Genomic DNA, 23,939 nt, shown 5'->3' with positions numbered 1-23,939 from the left:
TCCCAAAAAATCAACCCTGTTGGTTGCTGCGGCTGCTTTTTTTCGGCGATTTACCCGACCAGAACCCGGCCAGCAGCGAACCGGAAATATTGTGCCAGATGCTGAACAGTGCGCCCGGCAGCGCGGCTGCGGCGGAAAAATACTGGATCGCCAGCGCAACTGCCAACCCGGAATTTTGCATCCCCACTTCGATGGCGACTGTCCGGGCGATCTGCTCATCGTCCACAAATCGGCGGGAAAGAAAATAACCGCAAGCCATGCCGGTGAGGTTGTGCAACATCACCGCGAGCGCGACTGACGCACCGGTTTCGGCGATTTTCGGCTGGTTCAACGCGACAATCACGCCAATGATAAACACGATTGCCAGCATCGCCAGAAACGGGAACACCTGTTCGAGCGCGGCAATCTGTCTGCCAAAAAAATGGTTGAGCAGCAGTCCCGCAGCCAGCGGCAGCAGCACAATTTTGGCAACGCTCAGCAGCATATCTGCAACCGGAACGGGCACGGTTTGCCCGACATACAGCCAGGTGAGCAGCGGCGTCGCGAGCACCGCCAGCAGCGTGGAAACGAAGGTCATGGTGATGGACAGCGCCACATCCGCCCGCGCCAGATAGCAGATGACGTTGGACGCCGTACCGCCGGAAACGCTCCCGACCAGCACCATCCCCACGGTCAGCTCCGGCGAAAAACCGAACAACCGGGAAATCAGCCAGGCCACCGCCGGCATCAGGACATATTGCATCGCGACGCCCAGCGCAACAACGCCGGGACGTTTGGCAGCGCGCTTAAAATCTGCAATCGTGAGCGTTACGCCCATGCACAGCATTATCAGCATCAAAAACGGGACGATCAGGAATTTCATCCCGCTGAAATAATCCGGAGACAAAAATCCGGTGATCGAAAACAGGATCGCCCAGAGCGGGAATAATTTGGTGACAGTGGTTAGCATGGATCGTTTTCTCAATTTTTTCGGAACGGTCGCGCTTGCTCCTTTGGAGACCGCTCCCGGCTGGTTTGATTCGGGCAAACAGAAGATACGCAACTGAACGGTTTTCGTCAAATTTGCAATGTCCGGGTGTTCATTTGCGAACAGGTAGTGTGTTTCGATGAACAGTTTTTAACGCATCTCTCTATCAAAAATGATGCTAAATCCATAAAAAACAACATTGGCACAGCTTTTGATTTTAATCTATCAAATTTGCCAAACATGTTGGAGGCAACCATGTTTCGTAATTACATCATCACCGCTGCGCGGACGCTCTGGAAAAACCGGCTGTTTTCGCTGGTGAATATTTTGGGGCTTTCGGTCGGGCTGGCGATTGCTCTCGTCATTTATTTGTTTGTTTCCGCGGAGCTGAGTTACGATAAATTTCATGTCCACGGGGACCAGATTTACCGGGTGTTGCGCATCGGCAATATCAATGGCGAGAAATATCTGATCGGCGTTACGTCGCCGCCGTATGCCACCGCGCTGGAAACCGATTTTCCGTCGAGCGTGACATCTGCGGTGCGGGTGATGACCAGTGACGGGCAGGTGACCTACCAAAATCACTCTTTCCGCGAAGAAAATTTATTTCTGGCTGACGCCAATTTTTTTGAATTTTTCAGCTTTCCGCTGGCAAAAGGCGATCCGGCAACCGTGCTCAGCACGCCAAATTCGGTGGTCATTTCGCCGGAAATCGCCAAAAAATATTTCGGCGATGCCGATCCGGTCGGGAAAACGCTGCGGGTGGATAATCAATACGATTTCACCGTAACCGGCGTGACCGCGCCAAACAATTTGCGCTCGCACCTCAATTTTGATATGGTTGCATCGCTGGCGATGTTCGCGGATGCAGACTGGTATTCCAACTGGTGGAATAATAATTTGTATACATATGTGCAAATCGCCACGCCGACAGCGGCAGCGCAAGTTGAGGCGCAGTTGGGCGCATTTATCGATAAATATTTGGGCGATGATTTTGCGAATTTCGGCAGCCGCATCGATGTGACGCTGCAACCGCTGTCGGAAGTTTATTTTCAAAATGATGTGCGCTACGATTCCGTGCTTCATGGCGATCGCGGCGCGGTGATGATTTTCGCGGCTATCGCTTTGTTTATTTTGATGATAGCATGCATCAATTACATGAATTTATCGACCGCACGGGCGGGGCGTCGCGCCCGGGAAATCGGCGTTCGCAAAACGCTCGGCGCCAATCCGGGCACGCTGATTGTCCAGTTCCTCACCGAATCTTTTCTGGTCGCGTTGCTGGCGATGGTGATTGCCATTGCCGCCGTGGAACTGCTGCTGCCCGTGTTCAACACTGAATTTGCGCTGGATTTGCAATTGCCGTTGGCAGATCCGCACATGCAGCTATTGCTCGGCGCCGTGTTGCTGATCGTCACGCTGGCGGCGGGCAGCTATCCCGCGTTGATGCTCTCGTCGTTTCGTCCGGTGCGGGTGCTCAAAGGGCGTTCGCCGCGACTGGCGCACACTATTTTTCTGCGAAAAGGGCTGGTGGTTTTCCAGTTCGCGATATCCGTTGTGCTGATTATCGCGACGCTGCTGGTCGGGCGACAGCTCGATTTTCTGCGTAACAAAAATCTCGGTTTCAACGATAAGCAGGTGGTGCTGGTGCGGCTGGACAACAGCGAGATTCGCCAGAACCGGTTCCAATTTAAGGATCGATTGCGCAGCGAACCGGGTGTTCGCGCTGTTTCGCTGATGTCCGGCGAACCGGGCGGTTTTCACGATACGATGTCTCACGAGGTGACCGGACTCGACGAAAAACCGCGGTTGCGCACCGTTTTTTCCGATGTCGATTACGCCAAAACGCTCGATATTCCGATTGTCGCCGGTCGCGATTTTTCGGAATCGTTTGGCGCAGACGGGCAGCAATCCGTTTTGCTGAACGAAACTGCCGTCCGCAAACTGGGCTGGAGCAATGAAGAAGCGGTCGGCAAACGATTTAAAAATGTGTACACGGACAGCAGCTATCGCGAAGTGGTTGGCGTGCTGAAAGATTATCATTTTGCATCGCTGAAAACGCCGATTGAACCGCTGATTGTGAGCTGTCGGGATCGCGGCTGGGCGGGCACGATCGCCGTAAAAATTGACGCAGACAATGCCCGCGAAGCCATCGCCGCGATGGAAAAGCAGTGGAATGCGATATCACCGGAATATCCGTTTAACTATACTTTTTTGGACGATTCGTTTTTCCGGCTTTACCGGCAGGAGCAGCAGGAATCGCGACTGTTTTCCGTATTCACGATTATTGCAATTTTCATCGCATGTTTAGGCATTTACGCGCTGGCTTCGTTCGCGGCGGATGAGCGCACCCGGGAAATCGGGATTCGCAAAGTGCTCGGCGCAACCGTCCCGAACCTGATTCAGATGCTGTCTCAGGAATTTTTGCTGCTGGTGAGCATCGCCGGCTTGATTGCCGCGCCGTTGGCGTGGTTTGCGATGCGCCGCTGGCTGGAAAATTTCGCCTATCACATCACGATGGAGTGGTGGATTTATGCCCTCGCAATCGGACTGGCGTTGTTCGTTGCACTGGCAACAGTGATTTTTCAGGCGATCAAAGCAGCGCTGGCAAATCCAGTAAAATCATTGCGTTACGAGTAGAAGCGAAAACGACATAATGAACAAAACAGTTAAGTAAATCCCCCGGAGACCTCTGCCTTCGCAGGGGTGACAGCCAAAGTATCGTTTGTCATTCCTGCGAAGGCAGGAATCTCCCTGATAGTCATAAATAATTTACTTTTTTTGCTCAAAAACAGAGAGAACAACCCATGCTTTCCAATTATTTCAAACTGGCGTATCGCAATCTGCTGTCCAATAAAATGGTGTTTCTGATCAATATTTTTGGGCTGTCGATTGCCGTTGGCTGTTGCATCACGGTGTTTTTATTCCTGAAAAACAACTGGACGATGGATGATTTTCACGAAAACGGCGAACGGATTTTCATCGTCGAATACGCGGTTGACAACGACGGACAGGAGCAAATCTGGGGCTCATCGCCAATGCCGCTCGGTCCGGCGCTCGCGGATGAATTTCCGCAAATCGAGCGCGCCGTGCGCACAGAACTGATGGGCGGAAAAGTGTATTTGGACGATCGCGTGTTCAACGAGCTGGTGTATTTCGCCGATCCCGGATTTTTCGACATGTTCACTTTTCCGCTAAAAATGGGCGATCCGCAGGTGCTCAACGAGCCGAATGCCGTCATTTTGAGCGCAAATTTCGCGGAAAAATATTTTAATGATGAAAATCCAATGGGTAAAAATATCATTGTCGTCATCGATAATCAGCATAAAAGAATCTTCACGGTGAAAGGTGTGGCGGAAAAATTTCCGGAAAATATCGGCTTTGGATTTGATATTCTCACCGGATTCAACACGCTGGCATCCATTCGCCCGGACGCCCAAACCGATTGGACACAACCGGCCAGAGGCACATTTGTTCAGCTGCGTCAACCGGAAGATGTTCAAATTTTGGCGAAAAATATGGGAAAATTCGTTTCGCTGCACAACGCGGTGAATGACGATGTGCAGATCCAATCGTTCGTTTTTGACAATCTGCGCCACCCGAATGATGAAGCATATCAGGTGTATCGCCGCCCGTTCGAGGCATCGCACCCGTTGCTGACAGTCATGTTTTCACTCATTGCGCTGCTGATGATGGCGCTTTCCTGCTTCAATTACATCAATATTTCGCTGGGTTTGGCGGGCAAACGATTGAAGGAAATCGGCGTTCGCAAAGTGATGGGCGGAAAAAAAATCCAGCTCATCGCCCAGTTTATGTCCGAAAATCTGCTGCTCTGCCTGCTGGCGCTCATCGCCGGGCTGGCGCTCACCGAAGGCGTTTTTGCACCGATGTTAAACGCGAGAATGGTTACCAAAATATCCCTTTCGTTTGTCGATGATCCCTGGCTGTGGTATTTCCTGACCGGATTGCTGGCGCTTACCGGCGTTGCATCCGGCGCGTATCCGGCGTTTTACCTCAGTTCGCTGCAGCCGGTTTCCATTTTTCGCGGACAATCGTTGTTTAAACGCAAGAGTTTGCTCACCCGCATTTTTTTGACGATCCAGTTTGTGTTGGCGTTTTGCACCGTGATCATCGGTGTGGTGCTGGTGTTTGCGAGCGATTATTGGGAAAATTTGCCGTGGGGTTATCGACCGGAGCAGACGCTGGTGGTGCGGCTCGATCAGCCGGAAAATTACCCGTTTCTGAAAACAGAAGCGGAGCGAAACCCGTATGTTTTGCGCACTGCCGGAGCGATGAATCAGATTGGCGAATCGCTAAACCGGGATAATGTCTTTTTCGATGAAACGAAATTCGAGGTGGTACGTTTTGATGTCAGCGCCGGTTATTTCGAAACGATGGGATTGCGGCTGTCGAGCGGGCGCTTTTTTGATGAAGATCGCCAATTTGAAGATGCCGATGCGGTGGTGATCAACCAAACGTTTGCCGAAGCACGCGACTGGACAGCGCCACTCGGACAACAATTCCGTGCGGATGACAAAACCTACACGGTCATCGGCGTGGTGGATGATTTTAAAATTCTCGGTTCTGCGGCAACCCGTCCGGTGGTGTTTTATTCCGCAGATGCCGCAAAGCTGGCTTATCTCGTGATTCGTTACGAATCCGGCGCGGGCACCCGGGTTGAGCAATTCATGAAATCCGCCTGGCAGGGGCTTTATCCGGAAATCCCGTTCAGCTATTTCCATCAAAAACTGGTGTTCGAAAATTTTTATGAAAATTTTGACCGTGCGGCGAGTTCGTTTCGCTACATTGCCGGTTTGGCGTTGGTCATCGCGTGTCTGGGATTGTTCGGTCTGGCATCGCAAAACTATGCCAGTCATTTGAAAGAGGTGAGCATTCGCAAGGTGTTGGGCGCATCGGTGAAAGATATTGTTTTTCTTTCCAACCGTATGTTTTTGTTCATTTTAGCAATTGCGAGCATTGTGGCAACGACCGTCTGTTTTTCGGGAATTCAGTTGCTGCTCAGCGAGGTGAAAGAATTTACGGGAACGATGGAATTGGGGATCGCGCCGTATATTTTGGCAAACGCGCTGGTTTTCCTGACCGCATTCATCGCGATCAGCAGCCAAACCTACAAACTGGCGCGCATTTCCCCGGCGACGACGTTGCGGGATGAATAGAACTACGTTTAATCACGAAAACCGGGCAACCAGTTCATCCATTTTTTGATCGAGTTGCGGATCGACAGTTAGCCGCGCCGGATTAGCCGTGTGCCACTCGACGATTTCTTTCGCACCTTCGCTGAAGGGAATATCCGCGGAAAAATCCGGTGCCAGTCGTTTGATTTTGCTGTTGTCAAAAATGGCGCTGTGTGCTTTGTCGCCGAGCAAACTGCCCTGCCATTCCGGAATTTCCCGCTCCAGAATATGCGACGGAACGTGCAATAATTTTGGCGTCACGCCCGCCGCTTCGGCCATCAATTCGGTGATGCGATCCCAGGTCAGCCATTCATCGGAAGTGATGTGAAACGCTTCGCCGATTGCGCTGTTTTCGCCCAAAACACCGCCAAAGCCTTTCGCAAAATCGCGATGATGCGTCAACGTCCATAGCGATGTGCCGTCGCCCTGAACAATCACCGGTATCCCCGAAAGCAACCGCTGCAACGCGGTGCCGCCGCCGCGCAAAGGGATCATCGTCCGGTCATACGTGTGCGATGGTCGCACAATCGTCACCGGAAATCCGGTTTCGCGGTGCTCGCGAAAGAGCCGTTTCTCGCAGGCAATTTTCTTTTGTGAATATTCCCAAAATGGATTTTCCAGCGGCGTTTCTTCGGTGATCGGCAATTGTTTCAGCGGTTTTTGATAGGCGGACGCGCTGCTGATAAACACGTATTGCGCCGTCCGGTCGCGGAACAGCCGGATGTCGCGATCAACATCTGCCGGGGCGAATGCGATCCAATCGACGATCACATCAAATGTGTGATTGCCCAATTTGTCCGCAACCGCGTCCGGTTGATTGATGTCTGCGATCAGCGATTTTGCACCCTCCGGCACCGCCCGAAACGATTTTCCGCGATGGAGCAACACCAACTCGTGCCCGTTCGCAACACACCATTCGGCGCACGCCGAACTGATCACGCCCGTCCCGCCGATAAACAATATTTTCATGATTTTCCCTGCTTTTGGTTAACGGATTTGCCACAGAGACACGGAGAATCACAGAGAAATATTACAGTATCTTTTTCTTTAATTAATGCCTGTCTTTGATGATGATGAACTTTTTTTCTCAAACCGTTTTTTTATATTTCTTTAAAGAATCTCTGTGTGCCTCTGTGTCTCTGTGGCAAAAAATCAGTTCGTATCGAGCGGTTTGGGATTGCTGTTGCCGATATCCACCGCAACGCGCCAGTTGCCATCGATTTTTTTCCAGATGTTGAGGTATTTCCCGTAGCGAATTTGCGTTTCATTTCCCGTTTCGACGGTGAGGGTGTAAGTGCCCCAGGTCCAGCCGAGTTCGCCGGAATTGGCAACTTCCGCGTGTTGCGGCTGCCAGTCGAGCACGTAGCTGTCCGCATCATCTTTCATGGATGCGTAAATGCTGTCGCGACCGAATACCGGGAAATTGCCCGACGGCAACCCGATGGCATCTGTCGCGAGAAATTGGTTGAACGCCTCCGCAGCGTTTGTCGCGCGTGATGCCGCCGCAAAATCGCGATCCGCCTGCAGCAACTCCGCAGCTGCCTTTTCGCCGTTGACGGACATCGGTGCCGGATTCGCCGGTTCGTAATCATCCGCGCAGCCAAAAAGCAACGCAGCTATCATCAAAACAAACAAATATTTAAACATTCCACACCTCACATTGTTTTTTATCCTTTTCCCTTTTCCCTTTATCCTTTATCCTTGTGAAAATCACCAGTCCCCCGCATAAGCCAGACTGACACCCGAAAACTGCGCCGAAAAATATTCCCGCTGCAATCGATTGAGCTGCCGGATATGCAAATAATCATGCGCCAGCCAATTGGCAAGCACCATTTCCGCAGTCATTTTCCCGAGTGCCGGATGTTCAACGCTGAGCTGCCAATCAGGATTTTTTAAATCGCTCAGCCATTCAATCGATTTTTGTCGTTCCATTAAAAAACGGTTCAGCGATTCGTCCAGATCGCGCGCGTTGTAATTCCGTTCAATCACCCACTGCTGCGGCGCGATGTTTGGCATTTTTCCCGGCGATTGTTCGAGAATAAATCGCGTTCGCGCCCGGAAATCGTCGCGCTCCTCGTCATACAAATGATTGATCACTTCGACAATCGACCACTTGCCGGGAGCAGGTTGCCAGTGCGCCTGCGCATCGTCGATGCTGCTGCACTGTGCGGCAAAAACAGCCGCATTCGCCGAAAGGCGTTCGATGATGAATGGTAAATTCACGGTGATTTTCCCGTTTCTGGCAAGGCTGTTGAGCTTTAATTTTTATTGTCATTCCCGCACGTTTTAAGCGGGAATCCACTATTTGCAACGGTAAATTGGAAAATTGCTGTTTATGGATTCCCGATAAAAACACTCGGGATTGACCACAAAAGCATCACGTAAGCCATAATTTACAGCACTGCCTGTTTCGTGGAAAATACGAATTTTTAGGGAAAAATGTTTGGTGAGCGGCGAAATTGCCGTCAAAAAAACACGTCGCCGCGACAGATTAGCCGCGGCGACGCAAAAAAACTATTTGACGAGATGAATCCGGAGCGTGTTTGTCACATTGCCGTCAACTTGCAGTTGCACAAAATAAATGCCGCTCGGCAACGGATTGCCGAAGGCATCCTGCCCGTTGAATCGCACTTCGTGCCAGCCGGCGCCCAATGTTGAAATATCGATCACGACAACCAGTTGCCCGAGCATGTTGTAAATTTTGATGAACTTGATGCTGTTCGCGCTCGCGGCATCAACGAACAGCCGCATCGTGGTTGTGGGGTTAAACGGATTCGGGTAGTTATCCTGCAAAAACGCCGTTTCGATGCGCGTTGCATCCGGTTCGCCGGTAACGATTCCCGTAACGCTGGTTTCGTAATCCGCCCAATAGGATGTGTATCGGCAGCGAATCTCGTAGCGCAAACTGAGCGCAATCACGCTGTCTTTCAGTGCCGGCGTATCGCCGTAAACCGCAATTTGCCGTTCGATAGCGTCGATCATTTCCTTTGCCCACAGCTTTTCGGTGAAGCGCTGGCTCAGCGGATCGTCGCGAAATTCGATCTGCCAGTCCACTGCGGTGGTGCCGTTCACGCCATCGCCGCTGAGGATGAGCTGGGTATTTTCCGGCGTTACGTATCTGCCAGCCACAAAAAAATACGCCCCTGCGAAAGTGGTCGGATATTGTTGCGGAATGACGCTGTAAACATCTGTTTTGTTGAAATTTAGCAATACATTTTTCAAAATCGGCTGGCTGATTTTTTCGAACACGCGGAACATGCCGCTGCGCAAATTGTCGTTTTCATCGAAATAGGTGACGAAGCCGTTATTGAGCGCGGCGGTCATTTCCAGCCGTTCGCGATCCACATCATCGCCGATGCCGATGGCAAAAATGCCCACATCGTGCGGGTTGTCCTGCTGAATTTGCAGCGGATCGAGCGGCGAACGCCCGTCGGTGAACGCCAGAATCGCGTTGCTGGCGCTGCTGTTGGCAAACTGCTGCAGCGCGATAAACAGCCCCAAATCCAGCCGCGAGCCAAACTGCGGCGATACACCGTCGAGAAACGTTTTCGCGTCCGCGATGTTCGTTTCGGTTGCCGGAACCAGCGTATTTTGCCAACGCTCCGTGCTGCTGTTGAACAATATCACGTTGAAGCTGTCCGCAAGCGTTAGCAAATCCAGCGATTGGGAAATGGCCTGAATGCTTTGTTCAAGTTTGAAACCGGCCATCCGGCTGGAATTGCCGAGCAAAAATACGATTTTTTTATCGAAAATGTCTGTCGAATCGGCCTGATTTTCCGGGCGCACAAACAGCCCGAAATGCCCGTCCAGACTGTCGTTTGTGGCGGAAAAGAAATCGACATCCAGCACGTCATTTGCTACGGAAAAGCGGAATTCCAGATCGGTCGCGAGAAACGCGTTCGGCTTGCGCATCCGCAACGCCAGGTGATTCGGGTTATTTTCCAGCACCGTGAATCCCGGGTGCGTGGGCAGGTCAAATCCGGTGATATTTTGCGCGCTGTTCACCGTTACATTGAATTCCAGGTGATCGATCGGGTGCTGCACAAAATCCTGCGTATCGAGCGGATAGCGATAAACGCTTTCGCCTTTGTGGTAATCCAGCTTGCTGATGTAGTGCAGTTCCACTTTCTGAATATCGCCCGGCTGAATATTTTTGAGCTGCAATTTCAGCCCGTTTCGCCCGATGTATTGGTTCACCAGCGCCGCCAATCCGCCTTCCCCGGTTCCGGGATTCGGCGATTGCGGCTCCACCCGCAAAATGGCTTTGAACGTGGTATCGTTGCGGGTGTACAGCAGCATAGTGGAGCGCGCATCCGGCGGCAGCGGGAAGCTGTACACCGCATCCGTCGCGGATGTCCACTCGTTCACAAATTCTTGATAAACAACGGTTTCCGCCACCAATCCATTGATGGTTACGGTAATTTCTGTTACGCGATTTCTCAAAAAATCGGTGGGATAATTTTTATCGTTCGGCAGTAACAATCCGTCCGCAAACGTGCCGGAACTGCCCAACATCATCCCGAAAATGATCAGTAAAAATGTATATCGTTTCATGATTGCCTCGCTTTTTTATTTCGCATAGATGAGTTTGACAGCCGGGAGCGCCTCCGCCTGATTGCGGGCGTCGAACAGTTTCACGGATAGAAAATAGATGCCGTTGCTCACCGGATTGTTGCGGTCGTTTTCGCCGTTCCAGATAAACTTGAACTGCGATTGCCCCTCGCCAAACCGCACCGTGCGAATACGCTGACCGAGCACGTTGTAAATCGTCAGTTCGCCGCGTTTTTGCAACGGATTGAAAATATTGATGTTCGCAACCGGATTGAACGGATTCGGGAAACAGGTGACCGTCGCCTGTACGGCGGCTTCGGTATTCGCTGTCGGTGGTGTGAAGTTCGCAATTGCGCTGCCGCCGAGTCCGGCGTAATGGATTTCCAACTCCACATCGTGCGGCACACCTGCTGCGCCATCCGATTCATACGAAATCTGGAAAACACTTGTGCCGGGCAACCGGGAAAGTTCCAGCAAAATATCCCGGAAATTGCCGTAAATATTGAAATACAGCCCGCCGGTGGGAATCGTGATCGGCTCGTACCAATCCACCTGAAATGTCGGATTCCCGATGTTGTTCACCACAATGCCTTTTGCCAGCATTTCCGTCACCACTTCCTCTTTGGTCAATTGGGTGATATTATTGGCTTCGTGATAATCCGCGTCGGTGATCCAGATGAACACACGGTTCGCCGCCGGACGAAAATCGAACTGCGCCGCGCGCGACAGCGCATCCAGCGAGTTTTCTTTGTTATCACCGCCGCCGTGGGCATACTGCGCGGCAACGTAACTCTGGAACAGCGGCACGTCCGTTGTAAAATCATACACGTTTTCGATGATATCCAAAAATGTTACCATACCCAGCCGGAAGTCAATTCCGCGAGCGTTCAGACTGTCTGCAAATTCCGTAATATTGTTTTTTACGCCGTTGATTTCGTCGCCCATGCTGCCGGTTACATCCAGCACAAAAACGATATCCGCTTCGTTGACGCCGCCGGTGGTGTCCTTCCCAATGACAAAATCCGTGATGCGCTGCTGATCTTCATACAGAAAAATGTTCTCCTCCTGTAAGTCGAGCAGCAGCCGTCCGGTGGCTTCTTCCTCCGCGCGGAAATTCAATTTTACGGTCGGAAATTCACCGGTGATCACCGAATCGATGCTGACAACCAGCCCGCTGTCCGAAAGCGGCGCTGCCGGCACATACAGTTGGCGCAGCATTTCTGCGATAGATTGCCCGTCGTCCAGCGCCTGCAAAATGAGGGTTGTCCCGCGATCTTCGTACACTTCCGGCACTTTCACCGTTGCGCGATCGAACGCGGATTCACCGGCGGGAATGCTCAACAATGTGTCGGAGTCCCAGGCATCCACCAATACCGGCGATGTCAATCTAACTCGAACATTTTCAGCAACTTGCGATCCGTTGTTGTAAATCTGAACCAGCGGTTTTACGGTGCGCGGAAAAATGAGATTGTTCTCGATGGAGAGAAATTGCGGTAGATCGCTGCGCAAAAATAAACCGTCGGAAAATTCCGGTTGCAGCAGTTTGAATGTCAGTGTCACCGTTCGCGATTCGCCCGCTGCGAGCGGCGCGGCGTCCCAATTCATTTTGATCGCCAGATCAAAAATGCCGCCCAGCGCAATGCCCTGCGATTGGTGAAAATCGAACCAGTTGTCCAGTTGCAGCGAGTTGGGCGCGTCGCTGCCGAACTGCGCTGCCAGCCCGATGCCCTTCGGCGCGAGCCGCCGTTCCCAAATCTCGAATCCGGAAATACCCGCGCTCTGGATGGTCGTTTCCTCGTCATACCAGCTTCCGGCGATGTTCGCCGCGCCGTCGCCCCATTTGCCGAGCGCCGGATCGAGCATCATTCCCAGCCCGATATCGTGCGAGACCGTATCAAGATTTTCGATCGTAAGTGACAGATAAACAGCGCTTTGCGACGGGATCATTCCCACATCAAACGTCATGCGGACATTTGAGGAATCGGTGGAAATCAGCCGCAACAGCGAATCGCTTTCGATGTTCAGCCATCGCGTTTCGCCGTAAAAAAATGTTTCGGGATGCAGAAACTCGCCATCCAGCGAGAAAAACGGATACGAGGTGAGCGCGTACGGATGCCCGAAAGTGAGCTGGCAGCCATCGTCGATCCACTCTTGCGCATCCCCGCCGGTGATGCCGAAAGTAAAATACCCGTCGGCGGTCAGCGAAATGCCGGTTTGCGCATTTTCCAGTTTCCCGTAATCGCTGTTGGCGATTTTTGCCAAACCGCCGGGCGGGGAATCCGGAAAATCGAGATCCAGCGCCGATTTGTCCTGCGCAATTAGCGCGGTCGTCAGCGCCAAATAGCAGAAAAATTTCGTGAAAAAGTTCATTAGAAACCTCCTAAAAGTGTGAATCCGTTAATTAGATTCTGCATCATCTCAGTTTTTTGAAATTCAATTTGGGGTGTAAAAAAACCTGAAAAGTTCAGCCGAAACGACCTTTTCAGTGGGCTTTTAATTTTACAAAATGCGAACATCTTACGCAATACAATATTTTAATTGTTTATTTTGATACTATTTTATTTCGAATTTGCAATTAAAAGCCTGATTTCTGTAAAAATGATATGGTAAATTGGCGATTTTTTTCGCGATAGGCAATCCGGCATTTACTTTCTCGGGCGGGTTGCCTACATTTTCGGGAAGAGAAATCAACCGGAACGGAGCGTTTTTTGAGCGAAAAATTTGTGGAATGTGTGCCCAATTTTTCCGAAGGGCGGGATGCATCTGTGATTGCCGCAATTGCGGATGCGATAGCGGATGTGCCGGGCATTTCGTTACTGCTGACGGAAGCGGGCGTGGACGCCAACCGCACAGTGATGACCTTCACCGGTGCGCCGGACGCGGTTGCGGAAGCGGCGTTTCGCGGTATTGCTGTCGCTGCGGACCGCATCGACATGCGCAACCAGCACGGCATTCACCCGCGAATCGGCGCTGCGGATGTGTGCCCGTTTGTGCCGTTGCGCGGCGCAACGATGGCGGATTGCGTGGCAATTTCCCGCGCTGTCGGCAAACGCGTTGGCGAGGAATTGGGCATTCCCGTGTTTCTGTACGAGTTTTCCGCGACACGTCCGGAGCGGCGATTGCTGGCAAATATCCGCGCCGGACAGTATGAAAATCTGGCGCAAAAACTGGCCGATCCGCGCTGGCAGCCGGATTTCGGTCCGGCGATGTTCAACCCGAAAAGCGGCGCAACGGTCATCGGTGCGCGGGATTTACTGATTGCGTTCAATATAAATTTGGATACGCCGGACAGAACGGTTGCCGCCAAAATTGCGGCGGAATTGCGGGAAAGCGGCGCGCTTGTCCGCGATCCGGCATCCGGCGAACACATTCGTAAGCCGGGAATTTTCAAGCACTTGCGGGCGCTCGGTTGGTATGTGGCTGCATACGGAAAATCGCAGATCACCATGAATTTCACCAATTTCCGGGAAACGCCGCCGCACATCGTTTTCGAAAAAGCGCGGGAACTGGCGGCAGCGCACGGCGCAACGGTCACCGGGTGCGAGGTGATCGGCATGGTGCCGGATGAATGGATTGTATCGGCGGGCAAGTTTTATCGCGAAAAGCAGGGCAAATCAACAATTGTTACGACGGAAACGCTGATCGAAACGGCGATTACCGCAATGAATCTCGGTGAAGTCGCGCCGTTCGATCCGCAGCGTAAAATTTTGTGGTTGTAATTCACAACAGAAAAAACGCGTGCCGTTGGGGCAATCCGGTCGGATTTTTTTTATTTTCACCAAATTTATATTTGACATTCATTTGTTTTCGGGTTAAAATCTACACGAATCAAAAAACGATGGAAATGATGAACACTTTTTTCACCCACTTTTTCTTTTTTGGCTATTTTTATTTTTGGTTTCAACACCGGAGCCAGCGTGGGTGAATATTGACTGAACATCAATAAAAATGAAAAAACTCAAAGGCTCCGGTAATATCGGAGCCTTTTTTGTTATCTGGACGTTAGCATTTTAGCAACATAAATATCACCGAATGGAGCAAAAGATGAGTAAGCAATCTCCCCGTCTGGAAGTACTGACCCGCAGCGAATGGGTTCCCGAAAACGATAAACCGTTGATCATCGCCGGTCCGTGCAGCGCCGAAAGCGAAGAACAAGTGCTGGCAACCGCCCACGCCGTCGCCAAAGTGCCGGGTGTGAAAATTTTTCGTGCCGGCGTTTGGAAACCGCGCACCCGTCCCGGCGATTTTGAGGGACATGGCGTGCAGGCACTGCAGTGGCTCAAACGCGCCAAAGAGGAAACCGGACTGCTGACCGCCTGCGAAGTGGCAAATACCAATCACGTGTACGAAGCGCTCAAATTTGGAGTGGATGTGCTGTGGATCGGCGCGCGAACCAGCGTCAACCCGTTTTCGGTGCAGGAGATTGCCAACGCGCTCAGCGGCGTGGATGTGCCCGTTTGGGTGAAAAACCCGGTGAATCCCGATTTGCAACTGTGGATCGGCGCATTGGAACGGATGAGCAACGCCGGTATCAAACGGCTTGGCGCGATTCATCGCGGATTTTCTGTTTACAGCAAAATGCCCTATCGCAACGCGCCGAAATGGGATATCGCCATCGAGTTGAAACGCATTGCCCCGGAAATTCCGTTGATTTGCGATCCCAGCCACATCGCTGGCAAACGTGATCTGGTTCGCGAAGTGTCCCAAAAAGCGCTGGACATGGCGATGAACGGATTGATGATCGAAACCCATGTCGATCCCGAAAAAGCCTGGAGCGACAGCGCCCAGCAGGTCACGCCCGATTCGCTGAAAGATCTGCTCGAAAGCCTTACGTATCGCAAAGAAGAAGGCGAAGGCAACGGGAAGGAAATTCTTGTGGCATATCGTTCGGAAATCGATATTCTCGATCAGCAATTGTTGGACATCCTCTATCGCCGCAACCAAATTTCCGAAAAAATCGGGCAGTATAAAAAAGATCACAACATGGCGATTTTGCAGGTCGGACGATGGCATCACCTCATCGAAGACCGGCTGGAACAAGCCCGGCAAATGGGAATGGAAGATGCGTTCGTAAAAGAAATTTACCAAAAAGTGCACGAAAATTCGATCCGCATCCAGTCCAAATTGATGAACCCGAATGGTGATAAAAAGAAAAACGGAAAAGCGTAATTTGAGTTGTTGAGTAGGTAAGGGCGAACGGCATTCGCCAATAGTTTAATCGATTTTTTCACCATTTTCGACCCTGATCTCAGGGATCAACAATTTATCCGTAATCATTAACCCTTTATCCTTTATAAAATGTATCGCATAAAAACTGCAAAAATCACAGAAAAAATCGTCGCGCTGCCGACCTCCAAAAGTGTGAGTCACCGGATTTGCATTTTGGGCGCGATGAACAGCGGCCCCACTCGCATCAAACATTTGCTGGCATCGGAAGATCTGGAAATTACCCAAACCGCGCTGCAAAACATGGGCATGAAATCGCGGCAAAATGGCGATGTTCTGGAAATTGAATCACCCATCGGGACAGTAACAAAACCCGATGCGTTTTTGGGAAATTCCGGTTCATCAGCGCGATTTTTGGTGCCGCTGGCGGCGCATCTCGATCAACCGTTTCGTTTTTACGGAACGGATCGATTGCACGAACGCCCGTTTTTGCAAGTGTTTGATGCCTGCGCAAAGCTGGGGATTCGCATTGATCATCGCGGCGGATCGCTCCCGGCAACGGTTCATCCGGCAACATTGCCCGGCGGGAAAATTCATTTCGACAATCTGCCGACTTCGCAAATTATCACCGCGATGATGATGTCTGCACTGTGGATGGAAAATGATTTGACCATCGAATTGCAGGAAAATATCCCCTCGCTGCCGTATATTTCGATGACGTATAAGTTGATGAAACGGCTGAACTTACCGGTTGAATTTTCCAAAAATGCTATTTGGGTGAAAGCGCAGAAACCGGATTATATCTGGAATTATCAGGTGGAAAAAGATTTTTCCGCAGCCGGATATTGGGTGGCGCTCGGGTTGATTCACGGGGCAAAAATATCGCTGACAGACGTGATGCTGCCATCGCTGCAGGGCGATGAACGCATTTTCGAAATTGCGGAAGAAATTGGCGCGCGGGTGATGCTCTATCCCGATCGCGTGGAAATTTCCGGCGGCATCGAACGCGGTTTTACGGTCGATTGCGTGGATATTCCCGACATGGTGCCGACGTTGGCGATCATCGCCATGTTTGCACCGGATGCGGTAAAACTCACCGGCGTGGAAAATCTGCGATTTAAGGAAAGCGACCGCATCGCTGCGGTGCAAAAAAATCTGGCGGCGCTCGGCGGAAAAAGCGATTACGCCGACGGCACGCTGACAATTTTCCCGCAAAAAAAATATCACGGGGCAGCGCTGCAGGCGTTCAACGATCACCGCATCGCGATGAGCTTTGCGCTGGCGGGCACCAAAATTCCCGGCATCACCATCGACGAACCGCAGTGCGTCGCCAAATCCTACCCGGATTTCTGGGCGCATCTTGAGCTTTGGGAAGAAGTTTAACCGCAGGGGTTAAAACGAAATTTTTATATCGTAGGGTTCTGTTTGTGTGTTTTAAATTTTAGGGAATGGAAAATAGTCCCAAGATGTAATTGCGGGAGATTCCGGGGCAAGCCCGGAATGATAATAAAATCATACATTTAGCTGTCACTCCTGCGAATGCAGGAGTCTCCTTGGTTATTCGCTAGAGGTGTTTTTTACTTTGGCGTTGTGAATAGCATTTTGAATTAATTAGTGTGTATTTGTGACCATTTGTGGCAAAAAATTGGAGAAAATATGGCAGGCAGTAAATACGGATCGTTGTATGCCGTAATGACCTTTGGCGAAAGCCACGGCCCGTATATCGGCGCAGTAATTGATGGCGTAAAACCGGGTATTTCCATCGATATCGACGAAATCCAGCGGGAAATGCAGCGGCGACGACCCGGACAAAGCAAAGTGAGCACGCCGCGAAATGAGCAGGATCGTGCCATAATTGTGTCCGGCGTTTTTGAGGGGAAAACCACCGGAACGCCCATTTGTGTGCTGGTGAAAAATGAAGATCAGCGCAGCAAAGATTATTCAAAAATTGCCGAAGTAGTGCGCCCCGGTCATGCGGCATATACCTATCTCAAGAAATACGGCATCTTCGATTTTCGCGGCGGCGGACGTGCCTCCGGTCGGGAAACCGCTATGCGGGTTGCTGCCGGCGCCATTGCCAAACAGGTGTTGCGGGAACACGGCATCGAGTTTTACGGATTTGTGCGGAAAATCGGCAAACTTGAGGCGCAAACTGTGGATTACGATTTCATTGAGAAAAATCCGGTGCGCTGCCCCGATCCGGCAGTTGCCGCACAAATGGAAACCTACATTCGTGACATCGCTGAAACCGGCGATTCGGTTGGCGGCGTGGTGGAACTGCACATCAAAGGTTTGCCGGCAGGATTGGGCGATCCGGCATTCGAAAAACTGGATGCGGAACTGGCGCACGGTCTGCTTTCCATCGGTGCGACAAAAGGCATCGAATTCGGTAGCGGATTTGCCGCAGCGGAAATGCTCGCCAGCGAAAACAACGACGTATTTCACGTGAACGGCAGCGGCGAAATTGTGCCGAAAACCAATCACGCCGGTGGACTGCTCGGCGGTATTTCCACCGGTCAGGATGTGATTCTGCGGCTGGGTGTAAAACCGCCGTCGTCGATCAATAAAATTCAGCATACGGTCAACCAGTCCGGCGAAACCGTGCCGCTATCCGTCGGCGGACGTCACGATCCCTGCATTTGTCCGCGTGTGGTGCCGGTTGCCGAGGCGATGGCAGCGATTGTGATTCTCGATCTGCTGCTGGTGCAACAACAAATTCAATCGGACGTAACTGCAGGTAAACAAAGCGAGTTAGATGTAGTGGACGCACAACTGGCGCTGCTCATCAAAAAGCGCATGGAACTGGCAAAACAAACCGGCAGCACATCGCCGAAACACCTCGATGATTTTGCGGAGCAATTGGGGATTGATAAATCTGTGCTGGCGGAAATTTGGAGGAAACTGGGATAGTAGTATAGCGTTCTTGTTGTAAGTATTGAGATAATGGTAGGTGTTTTTTAATCCCATAAAGTTGGCATATATGGACCTGATTTCCATTCCAACTCGTACAGAATGGGAGATAGATTTACAAATGAAGTAAATATCCCGTTCTGCATATATTGACAAAAGCGATCATATGTGATCCCTTGAATTGTGGGCCAATTGAACAAAATGTTATCAAATATGGATTCATCACTGTTAAAAGAAGGACGAATGATATCTCTATGTGCTATTTTGTTTCTTAATGATTCTATAAGTGAGCCCCAATTATTTGGGTTTAGACCTTCCCAATCCGATGTCCCAAATATTTTACTGCGAAAATATTCATTAACTAATGATGCTTTTTGAGAAAACGGGTCTCCTAAAGTTTTGTCTAATTCCTTATAAAACTTTGATTTAGTAATACTTCCTTGATGACCAGTTTTGAGAAAAAAACAAATATAAAGCATTAAAAAATCTATCAAAGAGCGTGATTGGAATAAAAAGCCTTCCAAAACAAAAGAAACCATTATCAATTCATTATCAAAAACATCGAGACGATCTAGGCTGTTTTTAAGAGCATAATCCAGCTCACGGCGTTTCATATAGCTGAGAGACCATAATTGTTCTAAGCTAATGGTAGTTAATTGAAATTTATATGCCACTGCTTTAAGATAGTAATCGAGTTGTTTTATTTGTTTTTGAGTGTAAAGCGTGGGATTATTTTTTAAATATATATCTTGCATAGCAATAATTTTCTGTAAAGGAATTTCTGCATGGTCTTTACTCTCTACGGTGAGAGCTAATAGTCCTTTTAAAATATCTTCATTCATTTAATTTTTTTTCCAGTCTTTATTAGACATTGAGTAATTGTCATAACGATTACAAGTAACCATATTTAATAGTTACTTTTATCTTAATCAAGTATCTAGCTCGATTCACGGTGCCATTTTCTCTGAAAAGTATCAATTTTAAAAGCTTGTATTACTTTTTTAAAAACAATAAGTTAACCAGTCTCGGAACGTCTGTTTTATCATCCGCGATAAACCGTTCGGTGAGCTCGATGCAACGCAAATTATTGTGCAGCGCAGCCTGCCAGAATTCGGAAATGTGGTGGGTGAAACAGGTGAGTACGATGTCTTTTTCGCCATTGTTGAAGTTGGCTTTCCCGCCGATGTATTGTTTGAACGGATGTAGTTCGGATACGAAAAATCGTCCGTTGTTGCGCAGCGTACGCTGCGCTTCGCTGAACACGAAATCCAGATTTTCGATGTGCTCCAGAACGAGGTTGCAGGTGATGAAATCCGCGAAATCGTCGGCAACCGGCCACGTTTTGGCGATATCCGCCTGAACAAATTCGATATTCGGCGCAGGCACTTTTTGGCGCGCTTTTGCCAGCATGCCCTCCGAAAAATCCATCGCGATTACAGTTGACGCTTTTTTTGCCAGCAACGCCGTGTTTTTTCCGGTGCCGCAACCGATTTCCACTGCCGTCTTGAATGGCAATCGTTCAACAATATCCTGCATCGCCTGAAAATCGAGATCTCGGGTGCGGTTTTCCATTTGGTCATAATTGTCCGACCAGCGGTTGTATGCGTCATTTATGTTCATCAATTATTCCGTGATCTTTAAACCAGTGCACTCTCCTGCCCGGAATCTTTCACAAATAAACAGGACGAATTGGTCCATTCGGAAGTGTTACGCATAAAATCGAACGACGGTTCATCGCCGATGCCAAAAATGTTCACATCCGCACGCGGGGCGAGGGCAATGGCTTCGCGGAAATTACCCTGCAGCACCACATATTCCGTCAGCGATGGCAGCCGCGCCATATCGCTCAAATGTTCCAAAAAGTCATACATTCGCTGTTTGTCCGCTTCCGATTCTGCGGTGGTAACCAGGTTCAGTTTTCCACCCCAATTTGTTTGTAAATATAGACTTATCAAAATTGCCAAATGCCAATTGGTGCTCTTTTCCCGCAGCCAGAGGTTGATATTTTTGTGCATGCCGAATGCCACACGCGGGTGTTGCCGGAGCATCAAAATGCCCAATTCATCGCGCGATGCTTCGGCGATCAGTTGGCGGGCATCGTCATCCCGGGAAGTTTCGTTGCCGAGTGTGAGGAATAAAATATTTGGGCGAAATGCGCCGCCGTGCAGTGTTTGAATCACCGATTTTGCGCCGCGAACAAAATTTTCATTTTCGATGACCGCCGCGTTCACAAAAATGTCCTGGCTTTTGAGCGGGAACAGCAGATTTTTTATCTCCTGCAACTGTGCTTCGCGACCATTTGGGCTGACTGTAAATGCAAAAATACTGCCGGATGGATGGGTGATATCGCGGATGAACATCAGCGAGCCGGACCACACTTTGGGATCGTCGATCGGCAGCAGCAAATCCGGTTTCCAGGAAATCTGGTGGCGTGGATATTTGGCTGCCACCCGCGAAGCACGCTCTGCCAGCGCCAAAAACATACCGCCGCGAATATCGCCAAATTCCGAATGCAGTTCCTTTCGCGTCAGCCAAAAATACAACAAAATGATGATGATAATCGCAACAGTGCTGAACACCGCGTTGATCAAAAACATCATAAAAATGCAGCCGACCGCACCAAAAAGCGATACAAATTGGGGGATGCGAATGGTCGGGCGGAAGCTGATAATTTTCATGCTTTGCTGGATGAACACAACAAGATTCAGCATGCCGTAGGTGATCAGGAAAAACATGGTGATCAGCGTTGCCAAAATATCCAGATTACCGGGGATGAGCGCCAAAACAACCACTGCGCCGGTAAATAACGCTGCGTTGCGCGGCTCTCCGCCGGCTGTTTTTTTGGAAAACAGATCGTGCAGCGGCACAATTTTGTGTTCTGCCAGCGCCTGCAAAATGCGCGGTGCGCCCATTATGCTGCCCAACGCGGATGAAAATGTTGCCGCCAAAATGCCGATCAACACGATGGGGCGGTAAAATGCGGTGTCTGCCATAATCATTTGGTTGCCGCGCAAATCTTCCGGAGCGATGTATGCGCCCAAAACATACGCGAGCGCTACATAAATTATCAGCGTTAAACCGATGGCGGAAAGCGTGCCGGATGGTATCGATTTTCGGGGATCTTTGAGATCGCCGGACATGTTTGCGCCGGCCATAATGCCGGTAACCGCGGGGAAGAAAATAGCGAAAACCTGCCAGAATCCTGCGTCTTCAAATTTGCCGATGAGCTGCGGCTGGGCGATGGGCTGGCTGTCCATCATCAAAAAACTGGCGATGGAAAGGGCAATCAACAGCATGATTATATATTGAATACGAATCGCGAAAGTGGTGCTGACACCCGCCAGAATCATCAAAATTAACCAGGTTGCCAAACCGACCAGCAGCGGCGGGTGATCCGGAAAAAAACCGAGCCAACCTTCAGTAAAACCAATAATATACAGCGCTGTGGATAACGTTTGCGACACATAAAACGGGATGCCGACACTGCCGCCGGTTTCCAGTCCCAGCGATTTGGCGATGATTGAATACGCGCCGCCCGCGCCGATTTTGATGTTGGTAGTGATTGACGCCATCGACAAACCGGTGCAAATGGTGATCGATTTTGCCAGCAAAATGATGGCTATCGCGCCGAGCAGCCCGGCGTTGCCAACCACCCAGCCGAGGCGCAAATACATGATCACGCCCAAAATCGTGAGCACCGTTGGTGAAAAAACACCGCCAAAAGTGCCGAATTTTAAACCGGCAGGCTCACCGGTGTTTTCCTGATTTCCGCCGCTGAGCAACGTTTTTACTTCTTCCGCAGTCGCTTTCATGCCGTATTCCCCAAGTTATATCCGCGTGATATCCCAATCTGATACAGATTACTGCGTTTGAATTAAAATGCAAGTGATGTTTTTGGGAAATTTGAGGATTTGAAAATAAATGGTTGGATTTATATGAATGCATCCAAGCAATAACGCATCAAAAAAATATTCCGATATCATCCGCGCCATAGATGTGTTATTATTTCATTCCAAAATATTGCATTAAATAACCCTTATCACATAAACTTTGGAGGTCTATGTATGAATAAATTTTTTAAGATGTTGGTAGCTGGAATGCTGGTGTTTGGCGCAACCGGATTTGCGCAGGATGAACCGCCCAAACCGCGGGTGAGTCCGGCTGCGAGTGTTTCGCAAACGATTGGTAAAACCACGGTTGTTACAGTCGATTACGGCCGTCCGGCGGTAAAAGGCCGCACGGTTTGGGGCGAACTGGTGCCGATGGACAAAGTTTGGCGCACCGGTGCCAACGAAGCCACCCGTTTTTCAGCGAGCACGGATGTGCTCATCAACGGCGAAAAACTGGCTGCCGGCGAGTATTCGCTGTTCACCATTCCGGGAAAAGATAGCTGGACAATCATTTTCAACAAAACCGCAAAACAGTGGGGCGCATACGAATACGACGAAAAAATGGACGCACTGCGCATCACCGCAACACCGCAAGGCGCACCGCACGCAGAATGGCTGAGCTTCGGTTTTGAATCGCTGGACAGCACCAAAGCCACCGCCGCCATTCACTGGGAAAAAGTGAAAGTGCCGTTTACCGTGGTAACTGCCGAGCCCGGCAAAGATATCCGCAAAAGCCTCAAAAGCACCGTTGCCCAAACCATTGGCGTCGACACCAAAATTGAGGTTGTTTACAGCCGTCCGGGTGTAAAAGGCCGCACCATTTGGGGCGAACTGGTTCCGTTGAACGAACTCTGGCGCACCGGCGCAAACGAAAATACGGTTTTCACAACCAGCTCGGACGTAACCGTCAATGGACAAAAATTGCCCGCCGGCAGCTACGGTTTGTTCACCATTCCCGGTGAAAACGAGTGGACAATCATTTTCAATAAAAAAGCAGACCACCGTGGCACAGAAGGTTATGACGCCGCAAACGATGCACTGCGCATCACCGCAACGCCGGTAAAAACCGAAACCGCTACCGAATGGTTCACGATTGCCGCCAACAATTTGACGTTGACAGACAAAACCATCACCGCTACAGAAATGCACATCACCTGGGATAAATTGGCTGTGCCATTCACCGTCGCACTGCCGTAAATTTTTTTATCAGGTTTGGTTATCAGAAAGGCGCTCATTTGGGCGCCTTTTTTTTTGACCAAA

General features: G+C 50.3%; 16 protein-coding genes. 7 read left to right on the top strand and 9 right to left on the bottom strand.

What is annotated here, in order from left to right; all coding sequences use genetic code 11:
* Positions 1-10: 10 nt before the first annotated feature.
* The gene (locus H6629_06825; protein ID MCB9067507.1) at positions 11-949 is read right to left on the bottom strand and encodes a bile acid:sodium symporter family protein; all 939 of its coding nucleotides are present in this window, start codon (positions 947-949) and stop codon (positions 11-13) included.
* Between the two features lie 273 nt (positions 950-1,222).
* Here H6629_06825 and H6629_06820 point away from each other — a divergent pair, with 273 nt between their 5' ends.
* Positions 1,223-3,607 carry an ABC transporter permease gene (locus H6629_06820; protein MCB9067506.1) on the top strand — a complete coding sequence of 795 codons (2,385 nt, stop codon included), beginning with the start codon at positions 1,223-1,225 and terminating at the stop codon, positions 3,605-3,607.
* A 167-nt stretch (positions 3,608-3,774) separates the two neighbouring features.
* Complete coding sequence (locus H6629_06815; protein MCB9067505.1) at positions 3,775-6,144, top strand: ABC transporter permease; 2,370 nt, start codon at positions 3,775-3,777, stop codon at positions 6,142-6,144.
* Between the two features lie 12 nt (positions 6,145-6,156).
* On the opposite strand, the gene H6629_06810 is transcribed toward H6629_06815, so the two are convergent.
* The 5 genes from H6629_06810 to H6629_06790 all read right to left on the bottom strand — a co-directional run bounded on the left by H6629_06810 (position 6,157) and on the right by H6629_06790 (position 13,083).
* On the bottom strand, positions 6,157-7,131 hold the full coding sequence (locus H6629_06810) for an SDR family oxidoreductase (protein MCB9067504.1): 975 nt from the start codon (positions 7,129-7,131) through the stop codon (positions 6,157-6,159).
* 183 nt (positions 7,132-7,314) lie between these two features.
* A complete protein-coding gene (locus H6629_06805) occupies positions 7,315-7,809 on the bottom strand; it encodes a nuclear transport factor 2 family protein (protein ID MCB9067503.1) in 495 nt (164 codons plus the stop codon).
* Positions 7,810-7,872: 63 nt separating this feature from the next.
* Entirely contained in the window at positions 7,873-8,385 is a 513-nt protein-coding gene (locus tag H6629_06800; GenBank protein MCB9067502.1) for a DinB family protein, read from the bottom strand.
* Between the two features lie 291 nt (positions 8,386-8,676).
* On the bottom strand, positions 8,677-10,716 hold the full coding sequence (locus H6629_06795; protein ID MCB9067501.1) for a VWA domain-containing protein: 2,040 nt from the start codon (positions 10,714-10,716) through the stop codon (positions 8,677-8,679).
* 15 nt (positions 10,717-10,731) lie between these two features.
* Entirely contained in the window at positions 10,732-13,083 is a 2,352-nt protein-coding gene (locus H6629_06790) for a VWA domain-containing protein (protein MCB9067500.1), read from the bottom strand.
* A gap of 338 nt (positions 13,084-13,421) precedes the next feature.
* Between H6629_06790 and ftcD the strand changes: the two genes are divergently transcribed.
* The 4 genes from ftcD (at position 13,422) to aroC (ending at position 18,789) form a co-directional block, all read left to right on the top strand.
* Positions 13,422-14,432: a glutamate formimidoyltransferase gene (gene ftcD / locus H6629_06785; protein ID MCB9067499.1), complete on the top strand. Its 1,011-nt coding sequence runs from the start codon at positions 13,422-13,424 to the stop codon at positions 14,430-14,432.
* A gap of 325 nt (positions 14,433-14,757) precedes the next feature.
* The gene (locus H6629_06780; protein MCB9067498.1) at positions 14,758-15,882 is read left to right on the top strand and encodes a bifunctional 3-deoxy-7-phosphoheptulonate synthase/chorismate mutase type II; all 1,125 of its coding nucleotides are present in this window, start codon (positions 14,758-14,760) and stop codon (positions 15,880-15,882) included.
* A gap of 129 nt (positions 15,883-16,011) precedes the next feature.
* Entirely contained in the window at positions 16,012-17,262 is a 1,251-nt protein-coding gene (aroA, locus tag H6629_06775; GenBank protein MCB9067497.1) for a 3-phosphoshikimate 1-carboxyvinyltransferase, read from the top strand.
* Between the two features lie 273 nt (positions 17,263-17,535).
* A complete protein-coding gene (aroC, locus tag H6629_06770) occupies positions 17,536-18,789 on the top strand; it encodes a chorismate synthase (GenBank protein MCB9067496.1) in 1,254 nt (417 codons plus the stop codon).
* Positions 18,790-18,836: 47 nt separating this feature from the next.
* Here the strand turns inward: aroC and H6629_06765 are convergent, their stop codons facing one another.
* The 3 genes from H6629_06765 to H6629_06755 all read right to left on the bottom strand — a co-directional run bounded on the left by H6629_06765 (position 18,837) and on the right by H6629_06755 (position 22,601).
* On the bottom strand, positions 18,837-19,631 hold the full coding sequence (locus tag H6629_06765) for a hypothetical protein (protein MCB9067495.1): 795 nt from the start codon (positions 19,629-19,631) through the stop codon (positions 18,837-18,839).
* Positions 19,632-19,782: 151 nt separating this feature from the next.
* On the bottom strand, positions 19,783-20,409 hold the full coding sequence (locus tag H6629_06760) for a class I SAM-dependent methyltransferase (GenBank protein MCB9067494.1): 627 nt from the start codon (positions 20,407-20,409) through the stop codon (positions 19,783-19,785).
* Positions 20,410-20,426: 17 nt separating this feature from the next.
* On the bottom strand, positions 20,427-22,601 hold the full coding sequence (locus H6629_06755) for a Na-K-Cl cotransporter (GenBank protein MCB9067493.1): 2,175 nt from the start codon (positions 22,599-22,601) through the stop codon (positions 20,427-20,429).
* Positions 22,602-23,342: 741 nt separating this feature from the next.
* On the opposite strand from H6629_06755, the gene H6629_06750 reads away from it, so the two are divergent.
* On the top strand, positions 23,343-23,876 hold the full coding sequence (locus H6629_06750; protein MCB9067492.1) for a DUF2911 domain-containing protein: 534 nt from the start codon (positions 23,343-23,345) through the stop codon (positions 23,874-23,876).
* Positions 23,877-23,939 lie beyond the last annotated feature (63 nt).

The sequence above is a fragment of the Calditrichia bacterium genome (assembly GCA_020634975.1).
GTDB lineage: Bacteria > Calditrichota > Calditrichia > RBG-13-44-9 > J075 > JACKAQ01.
Note: the sequence above shows the minus strand (reverse complement) of the source record. Positions and strands in the feature narration are given on the sequence as shown.